Here is a 20,519-nt window from a genome sequence, read left to right as displayed (position 1 = left end):
ATCAAACGGCCATACGCGCCATTTGGGAAATGGTCAATCGCTATTCACCCGCGACCGCCACAGTAACAAAATGGTAATCATCACCAAACCACCGCCCAAAGGCAGATCGCCGGAACGCGCATACAGCGTTTGAGGCTGCGCAGGGGGAAGAATGGCATCCAGATGCCCCGCCGTATTCAAGGCCAATTGCGCGGTCAAACGCCCCTTGGGGTCGACAACGGCCGAGACGCCGGTGTTCGCGGCCCGTATCAAGGGCAATCCGGTTTCAATGGCGCGCATCCGCGCCTGCTGCAAATGCTGGTATGGGCCCGAAAAGTTTCCGAACCATGCATCATTGGTCAACTGCAACAAAAAGTCCGGACGTTCCGGCACCGACAGCACGTCCTGAGGGAAAACCACCTCGTAACAGATAAGCGGCAAGGCCCGCCCAAGCGCCCCCAGATCCAAAAGTTCGGGACCCGGTCCCGCGCTGAACCCCTGGCCGTTACGCGCAGCCATACCGTGAATACCAATCCGCGCCAACATATCCCCCAAGGGTATGTATTCACCAAAAGGCACGAGGTGATGTTTGTCGTAAATCTGGGAAACTGAGCCGTCTGAAGCCAGTACACCAGCAGAGTTATAGATCCGTTCTCCGTCAAAACGGTTGACTCCAAACACAACCGGCACGCCACTTGCGGCGTCGGACATTGCGGCAAGCGTGCTGTCGGCATAGTTCAACGCCACAGGAACAGCCGTTTCCGGCCAGACTATCAGATCAGGCCGCACAGGTCCGGCTTTGGTAGCTGCGAGCCCGCGCTGGAAAAACACCGGCATAAGCGCCGGATCCCACTTTTGGTGTTGTGGCGCGTTGGGTTGAACAAGCCTAACGATTGGGCCCTCCGAGGCCAGATCGGATTGGGACACGGGCCAAAGCACAGCCGTGATGGCAACGATGCCCAGCGCTACAAAAATCTTGTGACGCCCCGCAATGGCACAGGCGCCCACGCCGCAAAACAACAACAGGTTCAATCCGTGTGATCCGACAACGGCGGCCAGCTGTCCAGTGATGCTATTGACCAGCACATAGGCCGGCATCGCCCAAGGAAAGCCCGTGAACACATAGGCGCGCAGCATCTCGGCTCCGGCAAGCAGCACCACCAGCCCCAGAACACCGGCGCGCAACCGGTAAGCGCCCCAGAACGCCCCCCCCCAGAACAGCGACAGTCCCGAAGCAAGAAACACGAGCGCAAACGGCGCCATCCACCCGTGGCGGGCAACATCGACCAGAAAAGGCTCTACTATCCAGTTCAGGGAAACCGCGAAATATCCGGTTCCCAGTGCAAGCCCCCGCCAAAGCGCCTGCGCCGGTGTCTGCGACGCTGAAAAGACGGCAAAGCCCAAAGCCAGTCCAACAAGTGTCAGAATAGGAAGGTTGAAAGGGGCATGCCCCAGCGCTGCAATCGCCCCGAACAGCATCGTCAGTGCGAGTTGCTGCCAACGCGACCGCGCAGCCCACCAGCGCACGGGCGCCTGTTCAGCCATCCTGAGCCTCGGCAAGCCGCACCTTCAGCCGTTTGATACGGCGCGGGTCGGCATCCACAACTTCGAATTCGGTACCGTTTGGATGGGACACGACTTCTCCGCGTGCGGGCACATGGCCGGAAAGGGTAAAGACCAATCCCCCAAGCGTATCGACGTCTTCCGCATCAACATCTTCATGCGCGGTCAAATCCCGACCAATCTCTGCCTCGAAATCTTCCAGAGGCGTTTTGGCCTGCACCAAATAACAGCCCGGTTTTTCTTCGACCCAGAAAGCATCTTCGCCGACGTCGTGCTCATCCTCGATCTCGCCGATGACCTGTTCAATCAGATCTTCAATCGTGACGAGACCATCAACACCACCGTATTCATCGATAACAAGCGCCATGTGGCGCCGCTCGGTCTGCATCTTTGTCAGCAAAACGCCGATCGGCATCGACGGGGGCACGAACAACAGCGGGCGCAACATCTGCTTGAGATGCAATTCTCCTCCACTGCCGTTGAACCCGTGCTTCAGGGCAAGGTCCTTGAGGTGGGCAAACCCGATAGGTGTATCAAGCGTCCCTTCGTAGACAGGCAAACGTGTCAAACCGCTGTCGCGGAACAACTGAACCAGTTCGTCTTTGGTGATATTCTCGGCCACCGCCACGATATCGGCCTTTGGGATGGCAACGTCTTCAACCCGCATCCGGCGCAAGTTGATCATGCCATGTGTCTGGGGTCGAGGCGCCACAGGAGCAGCTACAGTCCCGGCATCCTCCGCGTCCGTTGGTGAAAGAGCCTTAACGATACGGCCGAAAAAGCCGTTCTGCGATTTGTTTGGGGCCAAAGGCTGCGCGCTTAGCGCTGCGTTAGAAGACCCGTCGGTACTGTCGCCCATTTTACCTTTCCAAATTGGGGGGTGGCCCCGCTTACTCTTTATATGGGTCAGAAATACCCATTTTGCCAAGTATGGCTGTCTCAAGACCTTCCATCAACGTGGCATCCTTGTCACGGATATGGTCATAGCCCAACAAATGTAAAACCCCATGAATGACAAGATGTGTCACATGGTTCTCAAAACTTTTGCCAGCGCCCTGTGCTTCGCGCAGACACGTGTCATAGGAAATCGCGATATCTCCCAACTCTTCCGGGATGCCCTCAAAGGCGGGCACAACCGGTGAAGGGGTATCGCCGTCATCTTCCGCAGCACGTTCCTGGGCGGGCCAGCTGAGCACATTTGTCGGTGTGGGCTTGTCCCGGAAGTCGGCGTTCAATTCTGCAATCCGCGCATCATCACAGGCCAGAACCGCAACTTCAAACTGGCCCGGCTCCATACCGATATGCGCCAATGCAGCCTGCGCCGCGGTCTCGGCAAGGGTTTCAAAGTCGACAGTCTGCCAACGGTCGTCTTCGAAAATCGTATCTGTCAGCATATCAAGCTCTTGACGGGGGCAGAGCGCCCCCTTCCCTTCATGGACTTTAACGTCACGAAACCGAAATCACGTTGATTTCTTGTTCCCACGTTCCGCAAGCATCCGTTGCGCGTCGGCGTCATAGGCCTTGATGATCGCGGCGACAAGTGGATGTCGCACAACATCGTCTGCTGTGAAGTAGTTGAAGCTGACGTCCCGGATACCTTTTAGCAACCGTTCGGCATCTGCTAGCCCTGACGGCACTCCACGCGGAAGGTCAACCTGACTGCGGTCACCCGTGATGACCATGCGACTTCCCTCACCCAGACGAGTCAGAAACATCTTCATTTGCATCGTTGTCGCGTTCTGGGCTTCATCCAGAACCACAAAGGCATTGGCCAATGTTCGGCCCCGCATAAAGGCCAGCGGCGCGATCTCGATGCGTTTCTCTTCGATCAGCTTGGCCAGCTGTTTGCCCGGTAGGAAATCGTTGAGCGCGTCATACAACGGCTGCATGTATGGATCGACCTTGTCCTTCATGTCACCCGGCAGATACCCAAGCTTTTCGCCCGCTTCGACGGCAGGACGGGACAGAATGATACGATCTACATGGCCTTGCAGGAACATGCTCACGCCAACGGCCACCGCCAGATAGGTTTTACCGGTGCCGGCCGGCCCAATGCCAAAGGCCAGTTCGTGTTTGAACAATGACAAGACATACGCCTTTTGCGCATCCGTGCGTGGCTCAACCAGCTTCTTGCGGGTTTTGATTTCAACCGGACCACCTTTGAACATCTCGAGCTGATCGCCAGAGCGTGTTCCGGTGCCTTGTTCGGACCCGCCCATTCGCAACTCGCGATCGATATCGCCATGCTCAACTGATTTTCCGGTTTCCAGCCGCTCGTACAGTGCTTCAAGCACTTCCTTGGCTTCGGCTTGCGCGTTCTCTTCTCCAAAAATAGCGAGCAGATTGCCGCGCCTCAAAATCTGGACCGAGAGTTTTTGTTCGATGTCGGCCAAGTTACGGTCGTATTCGCCGCAAAGGTCGATCAGCAATCTATTGTCCGGAAATTCAACCGTAACTTCGGTTACATTTTCGGGTGAAGGCGGTGGGGGCATGACACCTGTAGCCAATCAACTCTCCTGCTGGCGTTAGTATTTAAGAAAGCGTGCCAAGTTGCGGCGGGATACGCAAGCGTCTGGGCAGCAAATTTCATCACATCGACACAAAAAAGAGCCGCGTGCGGAAACACGCGGCTCTTGTTTTGGTATGTCGCTAGCATCAAATCTGGTCTTTGACCGGAGAGCCTTGCTTGAATGGACCTGTTGCCACTCCGGGAGGGGCGACACCGGAACAAACCGGCTTGCCGTATTTGTCCAGACGCTGGGACAGATAGCCTTCGAAGCCATCATCAATGATCCAGTGGTCACAGCCATTCGGATCAACCCAGATGCCAGCTTTCAACTGGCTCAGGTGTTTCGCATCCCAACCACGGTCAACGGTTTTGTCGACCTTGTTGTCACATGCTGCAACCGCAGCAACCGCGCCCACAAGAAGAAGACCACGCATTAGTTTCATGTTCATTCTCCCTTAACGCAAACAGATGATTTCGACGCGGCGATTCTGCGCCATGCCTGAGGATGTACCATTCGAAGCGCGCGGCATCCGTTCGCCATATCCGCGCACGTCCACGACACGTGCTCCCGTAGACTGGGCAATTTTCGCAACCGAGTTGGCACGGTTATAGCTCAGCCGCATGTTGTATTCGTCCGATGCCCGGCTGTCGGTGTGGCCCGCAATGATAAAGGTCGACGCGGTCGCGGTCTGAAAGAACTCTTGAAGACGCTGCTTGTTGGCCGAGTTGATGTAATACTTATCGGTCGCAAAGAACTGATCCGAATTCATAACACCGCAGACATTGCCACGGCGGCATACTGGAATGCCCTGACGGCTCACGTGGGGGGTCATGTATCCCTCGGCACCGTCATCCATTACCCAATGCTCGCATCCGTCCGGATCAACCCAAACCGTTGGAACATACTCTTGACCCAAAACAGTTCGCTGGGTCTGAGCCGCCGCTGGTTGAGCGAGAGACACGGCTGCGATGCAAATTGCAGCGATCCCCCCGATTGCGGCCCGTACTTTATGTGTTGTCTTGTCCGCCACAGCAAATTTCCTCTGACATATCCCCTAGGGCACGTAACCTCGCCTGAGCGCATGCCTCGTTCGTAATATGCCATACTGTAGCAAATTTAGAGATTGTGTGAAGGATAATTCACAACATGTGGTAGGAAAATGTGGCAGCAATGTGGCGTGCTGCGCGAAATTTCGGACATTTCAGTTCGATTTTTTACACAACACACACAACCAAACCCAAAGCGCATCTTTGTTTCCAATGCCACGCCAATGCAATGCCCCTCGAAATACGCCTGCACACGGAATGTGCAGACGATTCAGGCCGTTTTCCGGTTTGTTCTGCGCCGTTCGGGTCTAGACCAATTCGCCAGCCAGAGAATTTGTGCGGCTTTTGACGATCTTTACGCGAACCAGGTCCCCGATCTGGGCATCTTCCGCAGTCAAATGAACCGAGTGAAGATATTCGGACTTTCCGACCATCTGCCCCTCAAGACGTCCATTCTTTTCAAGCAGAACACTCACTTCGCGTCCCACCATGCTATCCTGGATCTCGCGCTGCTGCTGGGTGATCAATGCCTGCAAACGGTAAAGGCGCTCGGACGCAGTAGCGTCATCAATCACCGCACGTTCTGCTGCGGGAGTTCCGGGACGTGGGGAGTATTTGAAGCTGAACGCCTGCCCGTATTTCACTTCTTCGATCAGGTCCATCGTGTCCTGAAAATCCTGTTCGGTTTCCTCGGGGAAGCCGACGATGAAATCGCCTGACAACAGGATATCGGGGCGGGCTTCGCGAATACGCTCGACCAGCTTGAGATAGCTGTCGCGGTCGTGGCTGCGGTTCATGCGTTTGAGAATTTTGTTGCTGCCCGATTGCACCGGAAGATGCAGGTAAGGCATCAACTTTTTACAGGTTCCGTGCGCTTCGATCAGGTCGTCCATCATGTCGTTAGGGTGGCTGGTGGTGAACCGGATACGCTCGAGACCGTCGACCTTGTCCAGCTCCCAAATCAACTTGGCCAACGACCAGCTGTCTCCCCCACCTGACAGCCCGTGATAGGCATTCACATTCTGGCCCAGCAAGGTGATTTCACGCACGCCGCGCTCAACGAGATCGCGGGCCTCTGTCAGGATACGTTCGACCGGACGCGACACTTCTGCCCCGCGTGTGTAGGGCACAACACAAAAGGCGCAAAACTTGTCACACCCTTCCTGAACCGTCAAAAACGCCGCTGGCCCACGTTTGGCCTTTGGGCGGCCTTTCAGCTTTTCAAATTTGTCTTCTTCGGGGAAATCAGTGTCCAGAGCCTTGGCGCCCTGCTGGGTCTTGGCTTCCATCTCGGGAAGACGGTGATAAGCCTGCGGGCCAACTACCAGATCGACAATAGGCTGGCGGCGCATGATTTCTTCGCCCTCGGCCTGTGCAACACAGCCCGCAACACCAATCTTCAAATCTGGTTTTTCCGCTTTCAGCCCCTTGAAGCGCCCCAATTCCGAGTAGACTTTTTCTGCCGCCTTTTCACGGATGTGACAGGTGTTCAAAAGGATCATGTCCGCGTCGTCGGGGGTATCCGTCGTGGTATATCCAGCCCCGCCCATGGCTTCGACCATGCGTTCACTGTCATATACGTTCATCTGACAGCCATATGTCTTGATAAAGAGCTTTTTCTCGTTGGCCATGTACCCGGTCCCGTCGCGATTTCAAGGCGCTTCACTACATCATAACTGGTGTGTCTTGCAATGCATGACAAATTGATCGATTCTGCGCAGCAACAAGAGCAGGGCATACCCATGAAATACGCAAGTTTGTTGGACTTTCTCAAGAACGGCCGCGCCGTACTGACCAAAGGGCCGGTCGCTTTCATTTTCGGAGAAGATGAAACCGAAATGGACACGACGTTGCGCCATCACCAACAACTTGGCTTTAAGCACATTGTCCTGCTGGTTCCCAAAAGCTTTTATGTGCCCGAAGACCTGGAAGCAGAGATTTCTCGGGTCGGTTTGGAAAACCCGTCCGGCATGGGCATGATCCACGCGATGAATGCGATCATCGCCGCCGCGCCGGACATCTGGATGTATTACTGCTTTAACGCAGAATACCTGTTCTTTCCGTTCTGCGAAAACCGAAGCATTGGCGAAATGCTGACGTTCCACACAGAAGAGCGGCGCAGTGCCATGCTCACCTATGTTGTGGACCTTTATTCTCAGGATCTTGAGAAAAACCCCGATGCTGTCTCGCTTGAGGACACGCTTCTGGATCGGTCCGGTTATTATGCTTTGGCGCGCGCAAACCCGGACAATCACAATTATCCCAAAGAACGGCAGCTGGACTTTTTCGGTGGATTGCGGTGGCGATTCGAAGAACACGTCCCCGCCGTACGACGCAAGATCGACCGGATTTCGCTTTTCAAATCAAAACCCGATTTGCAAATTTTGCCTGACTTCACCTTTAACGATGAAGAATACAACACCTATGCCTGCGAGTGGCACAACAACCTCACCGCGGCTGTGTGTTCCTTCCGCACGGCCAAAGCGCTCAAGCGAAATCCGGGCAGCAAATATGACATCGACACCTTTGAATGGCACAACTCGGTGCCGTTCGAATGGCATTCGAGACAGCTTTTGGATCTTGGCCTGATGGAGCCGGGCCAGTGGTTCTAGGCAAAATGCGCCTGCTTTGCGCTGCGGCCTTGGCTGGCCTTGTCTCGGCTTGCGCCTATGTTCCGTTTGACGCCCCCCGCGAGGTGACACGCGCCTTGAGCACCGAGCAAAGCACATTCCTGCATCCGGTGGTCGCGTCCGAACTTGGACCCAATCCAACCAGATCAGGTTACTTTGAGTTATCCAGCGGCACCGATGCCTTAGGCGCACGATTGCGGATGATCGAACAGGCCCAACATAGTCTGGATATTGCGACTTTTCTGATCAAACCCGATACGGCCAGCAAGTTGATCATGAATCGTATCTTTGATGCGGCAGACCGTGGCGTGCGCGTGCGTTTCCTGTTTGACGATGTATTCACCACCGTGCCGGACGAAGACCTCGCCGCACTGGATGCCCACCGCAACATCGAGATGCGCGTGTTCAATCCGACTTCGCGCAATGCCCCGAAACAGATGGGGTTTCTGTGGGATTTCAAACGGGTCAACCGGCGCATGCATATCAAGTCCTTCGTGATGGACGGCTCGATCGCGATCATGGGCGGGCGTAACTATGCAGATGAATATTACGAACTGAAGCCGACCCAAGCCTTCGCGGATTATGACGTTCTGATCTTCGGCCCCGAAGCGCGCGAACTGGATCTTGCCTTCGACACTTACTGGAATGACCAGCTTTCGGTGCCGCTTGCCAACTTTGATGTTGTTGCAAAGAACGGAAAGACCATCACGGACGATCCCACGTGGCGCTATGATATCAGTGACGCAGAGATTGACGCCTATCGCCAAGCCATTTCGACACCTTATCTGGCAGAGATCGACAACGGAACCCGCGCTCCTTTTTGGGGCACGTCAGAGCTCGTCTTTGACACACCTGAAAAGCTGCGTAACCCAGATGGCCAAGGCCCACACATTCTGGGCGAACACCTGTTTGCCGAAATGCGGCGCAGCACGGATCAGGTCACGCTGATAACCCCCTATTTCGTTCCCGAAAACTATGGCGCCCGTTTCTTTCAGGATTTGCGCGCACAGGGGATCAGGGTCCGGATCATTACCAATTCACTAGCATCGAACAATCACGCATATGTCCACGGTGGGTATACCCGCCACCGCAAGGCTTTGCTTGAAACCGGTATAGAGCTTTACGAACTCCGCGAGGACGCACTCAACGCCTTGGGTGACATCCCTGCCGATCAGGACCTGCCGATCACCTTGCACACCAAGATGGCGATTTTTGACCAGGACAGGGTATTTGTTGGCTCGCTCAATCTGGACCCGAGATCGGTCAAGACCAACTCTGAAATCGGGTTGTTCATCCAGAGCCCCGCATATGCGACAGCTCTTTTGAAACGGCTCGAAACGTCGCTGACCAACTATGCCTATCAGGTGACACTCGACGACAATGGCGAATTTATCTGGACGTGGAGCGGCGGGCCCGAAGAGGTGGCCTATAAAGAACCCGGTGCCACCGGCTGGCAGCACTTTCTGGCAGTGCTGCCACAGGTTTTCGGTCTGGAAGGGCTTCTTTAGAACCCGACGAGAACAGCACCCGCGCGACCGCCCGCTTCGACGGCCTCATGTGCCTGTGCCGCTTCTTGCGGAGAGAATACGTGCGCGATGGGCAAGTCCAAAGCGCCATCCGTCAGCGCAGCATGCAACTGATTGATCGCCTCTGCCCGGGGTGCCTCTGGCAGGATGTAAATCAGGACAATATCCAGTGTCAGCGCCTTGAACAGCAAAGGGCCAAAGGGAATTTCGGGCGCCATGTTTTTGGCTGATCCATAAATCGCAACTCTGGCATTTTCGGCCATGACTTCGGCCAGCAGGCCCACGTTGACGCCGAACTCCACTTCGACTGCCATATCCAGACAAGCGCCGCCATTGGCCGCCAGTATGTCAGCCGCCAAAGTTTCGCTTCGATAGTCAACGACGTGATCTGCACCAGCCGCCGTCATACGATCGAAATCGCGAGGAGACCCTGTCGCGATGACTTTCGCCCCACCCCATTTGGCCAATTGCACTGCAAGATACCCAACAGTCCCTGCGCCGCCACTGATCAAAACGGTTTTTCCGGTCACAGCGCCACCGCCAAACACACAGTGCGCTGCCGTGAGGCCGGGAATACCCAGCACCGCACCGCTTTCAAGTGACACGCCGTCGGGCAGTGCCACAGCTTGCGATGCCGGCAACGCGATATATTCTGAGCAGGTCCCCGAGGCCCGCTGCCATTGGCCGTTCCAGATCCAGACCTGTTCGCCCACGCGGGAAGGATCAACGCCCTCTCCCACCGCTTCGATTATGCCCGAACCGTCACTGTGTGGAATGATCATCGGGAATGCGGGTTTGGTTACGCCCGGCCTTGTGCCGCTGCGCGCTTTGACATCGGACGGGTTCACACCCGAAAACGCGACGCGCACCAACACCTCGCCCGGTCCCGCCACCGGAGATTCCATATCGTCAAGCCGCAGCACATCCGAGGCTGCGCCAAATTCCTGATAAACCACCGCTTTCATGAAAATCCCCTCGTTTCAGTCGGGGCGACTGTGTCATGTGGCCAGCTTGAAAGACAAGACTGGAAATCTGGCATAACTGCGGTCTCACACCAAACATTGGCATAGAAACACGGCCCTCAATCGGGCGAACCCAATCAATCTGGCAAAATTTTCGAACGAATTACTTGCGACGCAGACGTATCACGACGTCAACTTTCGAAATCTCCGCCCCTTCGGGAAGCTCTGGCAAACGCAGAATCTCGAGTTGATCGGCAGGTGCATCGGTCAGCACGCGATCTTCTTCCCAAAAGAAATGCGGATGATCATGAGTGTTGGTATCGAAATAGCTTTTCGATCCATCCACCGTAATCTCCTGCATCAAGCCCGCGTCACAAAAAGCACGCAAGGTATTGTAAACAGTCGCAAGAGAGACACTTTCACCGCGCTCGCAAACATCGGCATACAGGCTTTCTGCCGTCACATGTCGATCCATGCCATCGCCCACCAGCAGCGACGCCAAAGCAACGCGCTGGCGCGTCGGGCGCAGTCCGGCACCGGACAGCCAGTTGGTTCCTATGGTGATTGCTTGCTCATTCATGCGGGCGCACCTTTTGTTTGCAGGCCAATATAAGGCCTTCGGCCCGCAAAATTCAATTGAAAATCAATCGCAACCTTCGCACATACTGTGACATGGCCGCACTTGCAGGACCCTTTCACAGGGTGCTAGAGGGGTCATAAGCAACAGACACAGACGATAAGGGGCATACCCGCATGGCCAACTACCCAACCAGCTTCGACAAAGAGGACTTGCTGAAATGCGCCCGTGGCGAACTTTTCGGCCCCGGCAATGCGCAGCTTCCTATGCCACCCATGCTGATGATGGACCGCATCACTGATATCTCTGCGGACGGCGGAGAGTTCGGCAAAGGCCACGTGATCGCAGAATTCGATATCACACCCGACCTGTGGTTCTTCGACTGCCACTTCCCCGGCAACCCGATCATGCCCGGCTGTCTGGGTCTGGACGGTCTGTGGCAGCTGACCGGCTTTAACCTCGGCTGGCGCGGGATGCCAGGCAAAGGCATGGCGATGGGCGTTGGCGAAGTGAAGCTGAAGGGCATGGTCAAACCTGACCGCAAGATGCTGACCTATCACGTGGATTTCACCCGCATCATTGATCGCAAACTGAAACTGGGTGTTGCGAACGGCACCGTGCATGCGGATGGCGAAGAGATTTATCAGGTCAAAGACATGCGCGTCGGTCTCGCGCCAGAATAAGCGCCGCACGACCCTGACGTGATCCAGATGGAAAGAGGCCTGTGGGCCTCTTTTTTTGTTTATGCGCACGGCGAACTTTCAAACCGGCGGGCCAACGAACGCCACGGCAGCAACCCGAACAACCAAGGATTTGACGTCCCCGAACGGACAGCGTCCCAATGTCAAAAATTAACTTTCATTGCTTCTGAGGTTCAAAAGTGACAGGTTTGATCTTTAGGGAGATTTTCAGAAATGCATACTATTTCAAAGCTATACCCAGTGGGAGCTTTGGCTTTTGCCATGCTCGCATCCTGCACGACACCGTCAAGCAACGACGGCCAACAAAGAATACTTCATGTTGGCAATTTAGACCCAAGCCCTGTCATTTCGATTTACGTAGGCAGACCCGGAACAACACCGGCAAGCAGACAACCCACCCTTGATCTTATCAATAGCAACGCCGAGGGGATGGTCGACCTGTTGCCATTCGGGGCGAATATCAAGTCCGGAGAAAGCAAGGCTTTCAACATTGATGACGGAAACGGAACATGTGTTTTCGAAGTCTATGTCAAGTTCGCTGATGGGACATCATCAGCTGCAACAGACGACATTTGCAAAGCAACACGTAACAAACACTCCCTTATCCTCTCGGGCTAAGCAGGCAATAGAAAAGAAACCCAACCTCTCGTTGTTTTGTCCTCCGAATACTGGCTTATCGGGCTGACTTTCGGGTCTTGGGACCTCTGTGTTCATTTACCCATCTTGCACCTGACGCCCCCAATGCATACTAAAGACATAAGCAAATAAGGGAGAGCACGTATGCGTCGTGTCGTCGTCACCGGATTGGGCATCGTTTCATCCATCGGCAACAATGCCGAAGAGGTCATCGCCTCGCTGAAAGCAGGTAAATCAGGTATCGAGGCCAGCCCCGAGATGGCTGAGCACGGGTTCCGCAGCCAGGTTGCGGGCACTCTCAAGATCGACACCAAAGAGCACGTCGACAAGCGCACATTGCGTTTCATGGGGGATGGCGCAGCCTATGCACATGTCGCCATGAGTCAGGCGATTGCAGATGCGGGCCTTGGCGAAGACGACGTTGTGAACGTCCGCACCGGCCTTGTGGCCGGATCGGGCGGCCCTTCGACCAGCGCGATGTTGACCGCGCACCAAACGGTGGCAAAGACCGGCGCAACCAAGCGCATTGGCCCCTTTGCCGTGCCCAAATGCATGTCTTCGACAATCTCGGCCAACCTCGCGACGGCCTTCAAGATCAAGGGCATCAACTATTCCATCACCTCGGCCTGTTCGACATCGCTGCATTGCATCGGCAACGCGGCCGAGCAGATCATGATGGGCAAGCAGGACGTGATGTTCGCGGGTGGCGGCGAAGAGCTGGACTGGACCCTGTCCTGCCTGTTCGACGCCATGGGCGCGATGTCGTCCAAGTATAACGACACCCCCGAAAAGGCCTCGCGCGCGTTTGACGAAAACCGCGACGGGTTCGTGATTTCCGGTGGTGGCGGCATGGTTGTGCTGGAAGACCTCGACCATGCGCTGGCGCGTGGCGCCAAGATTTACGCCGAAGTCACCGGTTTCGCGGCAACTTCGGACGGCCATGACATGGTGGCCCCATCTGGTGAAGGCGGCGAGCGCGCGATGCGTCTGGCCCTGCAAACCCTGCCCGAGGGTCGCAAGGTGGATTACATCAACGCACACGGCACCTCGACACCTGTTGGGGATGTGGGCGAAGTCGAAGCGGTCCGTCGTGTCTTTGAAGGCATGGAGCAGCCGCCGATTTCGTCGACCAAATCGATGACAGGACACGCTCAAGGCGCCGCTGGTGCTCTTGAGGCTATCTTCTGCCTGCTGATGCTGGACAACGACTTTATCACCCCGTCGATCAACGTGGAAACACAGGATCCCGCAATCAACGAGGGCGAAATCGCCACCGCGCTTGTAGAAAATGCCGGTCTCGACAGCGTCATGACAAACAGCTTTGGCTTTGGCGGTACAAACGGGTCGATGATCCTGTCCAAATACCAAGGCTAAGCCATTTATAGAAGATGGGCGGGGAGCTTCCCTGCCCTTCGATTTTACAGGTGGTGTCAGGCGCGCCCGGTGTGTTGTGATCGGGATTTCGGAGCCATGCAAAGGCCAAAACAGCCTTTTGCCCTGAACTTGACCTAACCCGCAAAAAACGCCATGTGACGGGCAATCGAAAAAGGAATTGAAGAACATGCTGTCATTGTCTGGAAAACGCGGCCTGATCATGGGCGTTGCCAATGAACGCTCGATCGCTTGGGGTATTGCCAAAGCGATGCACGAAGCTGGCGCCGAATTGGCTTTCACCTATCAGGGCGAGGCATTTGGCAAACGTGTGGCCCCATTGGCAGAACGTCTGGGCAGTGATTTTCTGGTCGACGTTGATGTCACCGATGATGAATCTTTGGACAATGCGTTTGAAAAGCTGGGCCAGCGCTGGGACAGCATCGACTTTGTCGTTCACGCCATCGCCTATTCCGACAAGAACGAACTGACTGGCCGTTTTCTCGATACCTCGCGGGACAACTTCAAGAACTCGCTGGATATCTCGTGCTATTCGCTGATCGAAGTGGCGCGTCGCGCGCATCCTTTGATGAAAGACAATGGCGGAACGATCCTGACCCTGACCTATCAGGGCTCAAACCGTGTGACGCCCTTCTATAACGTGATGGGTGTGGCCAAGGCTGCATTGGAAAGCGCAACACGCTATCTGGCAAACGATCTTGGTCCGGAAGGCATTCGCGTGAATGCGATTTCGCCCGGCCCGATGAAAACCCTTGCAGGGGCCGCAATCGGTGGCGCACGCAAAACCTTCCGCCAGACCGAAGCCAATTCGCCAATGCGGGCCAATGCGACGCTCGAAGCGGTGGGCGGCACAGCTGTTTACCTCGCATCAGACGCAGGTGCCTGCACCAGCGGTGAGATCATCCGTGTGGACGGCGGGTATCACGTGCTTGGTATGCCTCAACCAGAAAACCTCTGAGATCAGGCACAAGACACCATGGAACCGCGCCTCAGAGCGCGGTTTTTTTTGGCCTGCCGTTCATCGCACGCGCCTAAAACCAAAGCCGCCAAACAAAAAGCCCACAGTCACACTGTGGGCTTTCTCAAATATCAAAGTGATCTTGGCGCTTAGTTGACCGAAACCAGTTCCAGCGCGAAAGTCAGGTCTTTACCGGCCAGCGCATGGTTTGCGTCCAGTGTCACTGTGTCTTCTGTGATTTTGATCACAGTCACGGGAACAACCTGACCTGTCGGCGCCTGCATCTGCAGTTGCAGACCAACCTCAAGAGGAATTTCTGCAGGGATCTGTTCACGAGGAACGTCCTGAATCGCTTCGTCATGCGACGGGCCATAGGCCTGATCAGACGGGATCTCGATGGTCTTTTTGTCACCGATCGCCATGCCGGCAACACCGGCGTCAAAGCCGGGGATCACTTGACCAGAGCCCAGCGTGAACTCAAGAGGGTCGCGACCTTCCGAGCTATCGAAAACAGAGCCGTCGCTCAGGGTGCCGGTGTAGTGAATGCGGACCTTATCGCCCGATTTTGCAACAGTCATTTCAGTTCCAGTTCTTGTTGAGTGTCTGGCGAAGGTCGTTTCCGCCGAAAAGAATCCGCCGCACCCTATGGGTTGGATTGTGGAAATGCAACGGCGGGGCCATTCTGGCTTTGACAGTGCCGCGCCAATGGCCACTATGCGTAACCGAGGGAGACGCTTAGATGACCATCACCACCTGCATTTTTGATGCCTATGGCACATTGTTCGATGTCGCGGCCGCCGCACGCGAGGCTGCTGCAGAACCCGAAAGAGAACGCTTCGCCGAGCATTGGCCCAAAGTGGCCGAGCACTGGCGCTTGAAACAGCTTCAATACACATGGCTGCGTGCCATTACTGGCGCGCATACGGATTTTTGGGAAGTCACCCAAAACGGACTGGACTGGGCGTTGGAGGCCAACGGGCTGGACGGGGACGCAGACCTGCGTGAACGGCTTTTGCAACTTTACTGGGAACTGACCGCATATCCGGAGGTGCCTGCCATGCTTGCCACGCTCAAGGCACAGGGCATGAACACCGCAATCCTGTCCAACGGATCGCCGGACATGTTGAACGGCGCAGTAGACAGTGCTGGTATCGGGGATGTTCTGGACGACGTGCTGAGTGTCGAGGATGTTGGTATTTTCAAACCTGCGGATCAGGTTTACGAACTTGTGACCAGACGGTTCAACTGTGCCCGCGACGAGGTGTTGTTTGTATCCTCGAACGGCTGGGATGCGGCCGGTGCAACGGGCTATGGCTTTACCACCGCATGGGTCAATCGCGCGGGCGAACCTGTGGACCGTTTGCCATGGGTGCCCAAAACCATTTTGACAGACCTGACGTCTATTCCCGACCTGACAGGAGCCTAAATGCCCCGTTATACAAGTTCTGACGGCCTTTCGCTGCATTATCTCGACGAAGGCGAAGGCCTGCCCGTGATCTGCCTTGCGGGTCTCACCCGCAACGCTTCGGATTTCGATTATGCCATGCCCGCCATGCAAGGCGTGCGCGTTATCCGTCCCGATTATCGCGGGCGCGGGCAATCGGAATGGGCCGAAGATCCCATGACCTATACAATCCCGCGCGAAACACAGGATGTGTTGGAGCTGATGGACCATCTGGGCCTCGAGAAAGCGGCCTTTGTGGGCACATCGCGCGGCGGGTTGATTTCCCTCACTCTGGCCGCGATGGCGCGTGAGCGTATGCTTGGAGTCTGCTTTGTGGACATCGGTCCGGTGATTGAAACCGCGGGGCTGGAAGTTGTGTTGACCTTTATCGGGCTCAATCCTGTCTGGAAAACTCTGGACGAGGCACAGGACATCATTGGCAAGCGCATGGCCGGTTTTGCCAATGTGCCCGCAAGCCGATGGCGCGAAGAGGTCGAGCATCACTTCGTCGAGGTCGAGGGCGGATTGACAATCAACTATGATCCAAAGCTGCGCGATGCTGTTTTGGCGACATTTGACCCAGAGGCCGAAGCGCCAGACCTTTGGCCGTTTTACGAGGCCTTGTCAGGCCTGCCGCTGGCAGCCATCCGCGGTGCAAACTCTGACCTGATGAGCGCCGAAACACTGGATGAGATGGCGGCTCGCCTGCCTTTGATCGCCGCTACTGTTCCCGATCGTGGCCATGTTCCTTTTCTCGATGAACCCGAAGCAGTCCGCGCCTTGCAAGACTGGATAACCAAACTGAAAGACCCGTCATGAACATCGATATGATCCGAGCCGCAGCCGACCGCCTTGCAGGGCATGTGCGCAAGACACCATTGTTAACATCCCCCTTTCTGGACGAAATCGCGGGGCGTCAGGTTTGGGTAAAGCCCGAATGCCTGCAACACACCGGATCATTCAAGTTTCGCGGCGGCTGGTCTGCGGTGTCCGCGATGGACGAAGAGACACGAAAAAAAGGTGTGATCGCTTTTTCCTCGGGCAACCATGCCCAAGGGGTTGCTCTCGCGGCGGCGAAGCACGGGGCGCCTGCGGTGATCATCATGCCGGAAGATGCCCCACGCATGAAAATCGAAAACACCCGCGCATTGGGGGCAGAGGTGGTTCTCTATGACCGCGCTGGCGGGGAAAGCCGCGAAGCGGTCGGTGACGCACTGTCCCAGGATCGTGAACTGACCTTAATCCGCCCTTATGACGATCCCTATGTCATTGCCGGACAGGGCACGACGGGTCTCGAAATCGCGGAACAGGCCAATGAGGCTGGCGTCACAGACGCGGATGTCCTGATTTGTTGCGGTGGCGGCGGATTGACCTCTGGTATCGCAATGGCGCTTGAAGCAGACGCACCGGGACTGCGCACGCGGCCCTGCGAACCTGAGGAGTTTGATGACGTGGCACGATCACTGCGTTCGGGCGGGATTGAAAAGAACAATGCAACTTCGGGCAATATTTGCGACGCCATTATCACGCCCGCCCCGGGAGAGTTGACCTTTCCGATCATGTATCGGCTGTGTGGTCCGGGTCTTGTAGTGACCGAAGTCGAATGCCTGCACGCCATGGCGTTGGCATTCTCACGGCTGAAAATCGTGGTCGAACCCGGGGGCGCAGCGGCGCTTGCTGCGGCATTGTTCCATCCGGATGAAATCGAAGGCGACAACGTTTTTGCGGTCTGCACCGGAGGCAATGTCGATGCTGATATGTTCAAAACGGCGCTTGACCGTTTCGCCTGACGCCTTGCGCACAGGCACAGATTGTCACCCTGAAAGGTCCGGCACGGCACAAAGCGCCGGACCTTTTGATCAAGGCTTCAACAGGAAAAGGGATTTTCGATGACCCGCTTTACCATTGCGTCTTTCAACGTGAAGAACCTGATCGGCCCTGACAAAGAATACTACGAATTCCAGTCCTACACGCCCGAAGAATACGCGTGGAAAGAAGACTGGATGGCTCAGCAGATGTTCTCGATGGATGCTGATATCATCGGTTTTCAAGAGATTTTCGAGGAAGAGGCGTTGCAGGCGGTTATCGGCGAAACGGATCGCATAGGCCGGGAAAGCAATGATGCTGTGCTTCCTTCAAAGACCAAAAGCTATCGCAAGAAAGCCATTTTCCGCAAACTCAGCTATGCGCCCTATACAGATGCCAAACTGGCCTTTGCGCCTAACGCCAACGACACGGGACAGCCCGGGCGGCGCAGACCGGGTGTCGCCATCCTGTCGCGATACGGCTTTGTTGGCACGCCAGAGATTATCCAAGTTCTCGACACGCCTTTGAAGATCCCGTTTAGCGAACTGACCGGTGAAGACGGTGGATTCTTCACACTATCGCGCCTCTCGCGCCCCATCCTCAAGGCACGCATACCGGTCGGCAAACACGTCATCACCGTTTTCAATTGCCACCTGAAATCCAAACTCGGCGAGTTTCCCAAACCGGCCGGTGCCGACTATGCGCCGGAATCCGACCTGACGCGATATGACCCCGTGGGGCGTGCGCTTGGGGCGTTGCGATCTGCGTTACGGCGTATGGCAGAGGCTTGGGTTTTGCGCCGCGAAATCGTGCGCGAGTTACAGGCAGGCCATCCCGTCATGGTTCTCGGGGATTTCAACGACGGGGAACACGCCGTCAGTTCCGAAATCATCTCGGGAGAGACGCCCTTCAGGAATTATTCCTGGATGCTGCGCCATGATGCAAAAGACTATAATGATCGCTATACAAAAGAAGAAAACAAGGCGATTACGAACGCGGTTCTGGCCCATCAACTGACCAGTGCCGAGGGGCTTTTTGTGCGAAAGTCCATGCGCGACATGGTCTATACGGCGGCCTTTGGCGGTATTTATGAAAGCCTTGACCAGATTTACCTGTCCCGCCATTTCCATCCCGACAACGCCGGCCGGATTGGTGACATGGAGTACTTTAGTGTTTTCAATGACCACCTCACGGATGGCAGCCACGCCGAAGCGCCCTATAACAAGCTGGCAAGCGACCATGGGCAAATCATGGCCCATATGAAGATCGGAGACTGACCTCATGCACATCGCTGAACTGGACGGCATCAAGCTGTACTATCGCCTTGATGGAGACCCGAATGGTGCCCCCATCGTGTTTGCCAATTCGCTTGGTACGGACTTGCGCCTGTGGGACAAGGTTGTGGAGCGGCTTCCCAAAGGATTGCGCATCATCCGGTATGACAAGCGCGGGCACGGTTTGTCCTCCTGCCCGACTGGTCCCTACTCGATGGGGGCTTTGATCCGCGACACCGAACGGTTGCTTGATATGCTGGAAGTCAAGGATGCCATGTTCGTCGGGTTGTCGATCGGCGGCATGATCGCGCAAGGGCTGGCCGTCAAACGTCTTGATCTGGTGCGGGCCATGGTGCTGTCCAATACCGCCGCCAAGATCGGGCAACCCACCATGTGGCAAGACCGGATTGAAGCCGTACGCGAGGGCGGGATCGAGGCTTTGGCGGATGCCACAATGGAGCGCTGGTTTTCACGTGATTTTCAATCCGACAGCGAAATTGATTTGTGGCGCAATATGCTCACGCGGCAACCCGCGGAAGGCTATACCGCCTGCGCGGCCGCTATTGCCGGTACAGATTTTTACACCCCCACAAGCGGGCTGCGATTGCCGACGTTGGGCATTGCCGGGTCCGAAGACGGCGCAACGCCGCCTGATCTGGTGCGCGAAACCGTCGACCTTGTGCCCGCATCGCAATTTGCCCTGATCCGCCGCGCAGGTCATTTGCCGTGCGTGGAAAAGCCGGATGAATATGCCGAGATCCTGACGCGTTTCTTGCATGAAACCGGACATATCGAGGCCACCGATGGCTGATATACTTCTGGTTCACGGATCGTGTCACGGTGCATGGTGCTGGCGTGATGTCGTGCCTCACCTAGAGGCACTGGGCCACACACCGCGCACAATCGACATGCCAAGCCACGGGCAGGACACAACCCCGATTGAAGACGTCACGCTCGAGACGTGTACAGCCGCGGTTGTTGAAGCTTTGGCAACCGATACAATTGTTGTCGCGCACAGTTGGGGCGGGTTTCCCGCAACACTTGCCGCAGACATTGCCCCTCAAAAAATCAAACGTCTGATTTATCTTTGCGCTTACGTTCCACGAGAGGGGCTTTCGCTTGTCGATATGCGCAAACTTGCCCCGCGCCAGCCGATCCTGAAAGCGATCAACCGTGCGGAAGATAGCAAAAGCTATACCACGTTCCCAGACCAGACCCGTGATGTGTTCTATGCCGATTGTCCCGAGGGGACGACGGATTATGCATTGCAGCACCTCACACCGCAGGCCACCCTGCCCCAGATGACCCCCGCCCGCCTTAGGGCTGGACACCTGACTGTTGCGCGCAGCTATATCCGCTGCCTCTACGACGAGGCCATCCCGACCGAGTTTCAGGCAGAAATGGCGGCTGACTTTCCGGCTAGGGACGTTTACGAAATGGCGACCAGCCATTCGCCCTTTTTTGCCGATCCCAAAGGGCTTGTGGCGCTGATTGACCGTATCGTGAAGGACTAAC

Annotated in this window: 21 protein-coding genes; 11 read left to right on the top strand and 10 right to left on the bottom strand. The window is 56.0% G+C overall.

Features of this window, described 5'->3' with window-relative positions:
- Window positions 1-33 precede the first annotated feature (33 nt).
- The 7 genes from lnt to miaB form a co-directional block, all read right to left on the bottom strand.
- Window positions 34-1,524 (bottom strand): apolipoprotein N-acyltransferase, encoded by a 1,491-nt coding sequence (lnt, locus tag PH7735_RS03735; protein WP_058309958.1) that lies wholly within the window; start codon window positions 1,522-1,524, stop codon window positions 34-36.
- Window positions 1,517-2,401 carry a hemolysin family protein gene (locus tag PH7735_RS03730; RefSeq protein WP_058309957.1) on the bottom strand — a complete coding sequence of 295 codons (885 nt, stop codon included), beginning with the start codon at window positions 2,399-2,401 and terminating at the stop codon, window positions 1,517-1,519. Before PH7735_RS03730 ends, lnt begins: the two co-directional genes overlap by 8 nt.
- A 31-nt stretch (window positions 2,402-2,432) precedes the next feature.
- Window positions 2,433-2,936, bottom strand: a complete 504-nt coding sequence (ybeY, locus tag PH7735_RS03725; protein ID WP_058309956.1) for an rRNA maturation RNase YbeY — start codon at window positions 2,934-2,936, stop codon at window positions 2,433-2,435.
- Window positions 2,937-3,002: 66 nt separating this feature from the next.
- Window positions 3,003-4,034 (bottom strand): PhoH family protein, encoded by a 1,032-nt coding sequence (locus PH7735_RS03720; RefSeq protein ID WP_058309955.1) that lies wholly within the window; start codon window positions 4,032-4,034, stop codon window positions 3,003-3,005.
- A gap of 163 nt (window positions 4,035-4,197) precedes the next feature.
- Window positions 4,198-4,494 carry a hypothetical protein gene (locus tag PH7735_RS03715; RefSeq protein ID WP_058309954.1) on the bottom strand — a complete coding sequence of 99 codons (297 nt, stop codon included), beginning with the start codon at window positions 4,492-4,494 and terminating at the stop codon, window positions 4,198-4,200.
- A gap of 12 nt (window positions 4,495-4,506) precedes the next feature.
- Window positions 4,507-5,028: an OmpA family protein gene (locus tag PH7735_RS03710; protein WP_058311134.1), complete on the bottom strand. Its 522-nt coding sequence runs from the start codon at window positions 5,026-5,028 to the stop codon at window positions 4,507-4,509.
- Between the two features lie 378 nt (window positions 5,029-5,406).
- The gene (gene miaB, locus PH7735_RS03705) at window positions 5,407-6,729 is read right to left on the bottom strand and encodes a tRNA (N6-isopentenyl adenosine(37)-C2)-methylthiotransferase MiaB (protein ID WP_058309953.1); all 1,323 of its coding nucleotides are present in this window, start codon (window positions 6,727-6,729) and stop codon (window positions 5,407-5,409) included.
- 111 nt (window positions 6,730-6,840) lie between these two features.
- Between miaB and PH7735_RS03700 the strand changes: the two genes are divergently transcribed.
- Together PH7735_RS03700 and PH7735_RS03695 are read left to right on the top strand one after the other, a co-directional pair.
- Window positions 6,841-7,710 (top strand): hypothetical protein, encoded by an 870-nt coding sequence (locus tag PH7735_RS03700; protein ID WP_058311133.1) that lies wholly within the window; start codon window positions 6,841-6,843, stop codon window positions 7,708-7,710.
- The gene (locus PH7735_RS03695) at window positions 7,701-9,236 is read left to right on the top strand and encodes a phospholipase D family protein (RefSeq protein ID WP_158503171.1); all 1,536 of its coding nucleotides are present in this window, start codon (window positions 7,701-7,703) and stop codon (window positions 9,234-9,236) included. The genes PH7735_RS03700 and PH7735_RS03695 overlap by 10 nt, the downstream gene beginning before the upstream one ends.
- Here the strand turns inward: PH7735_RS03695 and PH7735_RS03690 are convergent.
- On the bottom strand, window positions 9,233-10,219 hold the full coding sequence (locus tag PH7735_RS03690) for an NADPH:quinone reductase (RefSeq protein WP_058309951.1): 987 nt from the start codon (window positions 10,217-10,219) through the stop codon (window positions 9,233-9,235). The genes PH7735_RS03695 and PH7735_RS03690 overlap by 4 nt on opposite strands.
- A gap of 160 nt (window positions 10,220-10,379) precedes the next feature.
- A complete protein-coding gene (irrA, locus tag PH7735_RS03685) occupies window positions 10,380-10,796 on the bottom strand; it encodes an iron response transcriptional regulator IrrA (protein WP_058309950.1) in 417 nt (138 codons plus the stop codon).
- Window positions 10,797-10,969: 173 nt separating this feature from the next.
- Here irrA and fabA point away from each other — a divergent pair, with 173 nt between their 5' ends.
- The 3 genes from fabA to PH7735_RS03665 all read left to right on the top strand — a co-directional run bounded on the left by fabA (window position 10,970) and on the right by PH7735_RS03665 (window position 14,480).
- Entirely contained in the window at window positions 10,970-11,476 is a 507-nt protein-coding gene (gene fabA, locus PH7735_RS03680; protein WP_058309949.1) for a bifunctional 3-hydroxydecanoyl-ACP dehydratase/trans-2-decenoyl-ACP isomerase, read from the top strand.
- A 798-nt stretch (window positions 11,477-12,274) separates the two neighbouring features.
- Window positions 12,275-13,504, top strand: coding sequence for a beta-ketoacyl-ACP synthase I (fabB, locus tag PH7735_RS03670; protein ID WP_058309947.1), 1,230 nt, complete (start codon window positions 12,275-12,277; stop codon window positions 13,502-13,504).
- 187 nt (window positions 13,505-13,691) lie between these two features.
- Entirely contained in the window at window positions 13,692-14,480 is a 789-nt protein-coding gene (locus PH7735_RS03665; protein WP_199534965.1) for an enoyl-ACP reductase FabI, read from the top strand.
- 149 nt (window positions 14,481-14,629) lie between these two features.
- Here the strand turns inward: PH7735_RS03665 and PH7735_RS03660 are convergent, their stop codons facing one another.
- Window positions 14,630-15,058, bottom strand: coding sequence for an FKBP-type peptidyl-prolyl cis-trans isomerase (locus tag PH7735_RS03660; protein ID WP_058309945.1), 429 nt, complete (start codon window positions 15,056-15,058; stop codon window positions 14,630-14,632).
- 161 nt (window positions 15,059-15,219) lie between these two features.
- Here PH7735_RS03660 and PH7735_RS03655 point away from each other — a divergent pair, with 161 nt between their 5' ends.
- The 6 genes from PH7735_RS03655 (at window position 15,220) to PH7735_RS03630 (ending at window position 20,518) form a co-directional block, all read left to right on the top strand.
- Window positions 15,220-15,906: a haloacid dehalogenase type II gene (locus tag PH7735_RS03655; protein WP_058309944.1), complete on the top strand. Its 687-nt coding sequence runs from the start codon at window positions 15,220-15,222 to the stop codon at window positions 15,904-15,906.
- The gene (locus PH7735_RS03650) at window positions 15,907-16,743 is read left to right on the top strand and encodes an alpha/beta fold hydrolase (RefSeq protein ID WP_058309943.1); all 837 of its coding nucleotides are present in this window, start codon (window positions 15,907-15,909) and stop codon (window positions 16,741-16,743) included. It begins immediately after the preceding gene.
- Window positions 16,740-17,714, top strand: a complete 975-nt coding sequence (locus PH7735_RS03645; protein ID WP_058309942.1) for a threonine ammonia-lyase — start codon at window positions 16,740-16,742, stop codon at window positions 17,712-17,714. The genes PH7735_RS03650 and PH7735_RS03645 overlap by 4 nt, the downstream gene beginning before the upstream one ends.
- A gap of 99 nt (window positions 17,715-17,813) precedes the next feature.
- The gene (locus PH7735_RS03640) at window positions 17,814-19,007 is read left to right on the top strand and encodes an endonuclease/exonuclease/phosphatase family protein (protein ID WP_058309941.1); all 1,194 of its coding nucleotides are present in this window, start codon (window positions 17,814-17,816) and stop codon (window positions 19,005-19,007) included.
- Between the two features lie 4 nt (window positions 19,008-19,011).
- Window positions 19,012-19,815 carry a 3-oxoadipate enol-lactonase gene (pcaD, locus tag PH7735_RS03635; protein ID WP_058309940.1) on the top strand — a complete coding sequence of 268 codons (804 nt, stop codon included), beginning with the start codon at window positions 19,012-19,014 and terminating at the stop codon, window positions 19,813-19,815.
- Window positions 19,808-20,518: an alpha/beta fold hydrolase gene (locus PH7735_RS03630; RefSeq protein WP_058309939.1), complete on the top strand. Its 711-nt coding sequence runs from the start codon at window positions 19,808-19,810 to the stop codon at window positions 20,516-20,518. The genes pcaD and PH7735_RS03630 overlap by 8 nt, the downstream gene beginning before the upstream one ends.
- Window position 20,519: the final 1 nt, after the last annotated feature.

The sequence above is a fragment of the Shimia thalassica genome, from assembly GCF_001458215.1.
GTDB lineage: Bacteria > Pseudomonadota > Alphaproteobacteria > Rhodobacterales > Rhodobacteraceae > Shimia > Shimia thalassica.
This window is presented reverse-complemented; position numbering and strand designations above follow the sequence as displayed.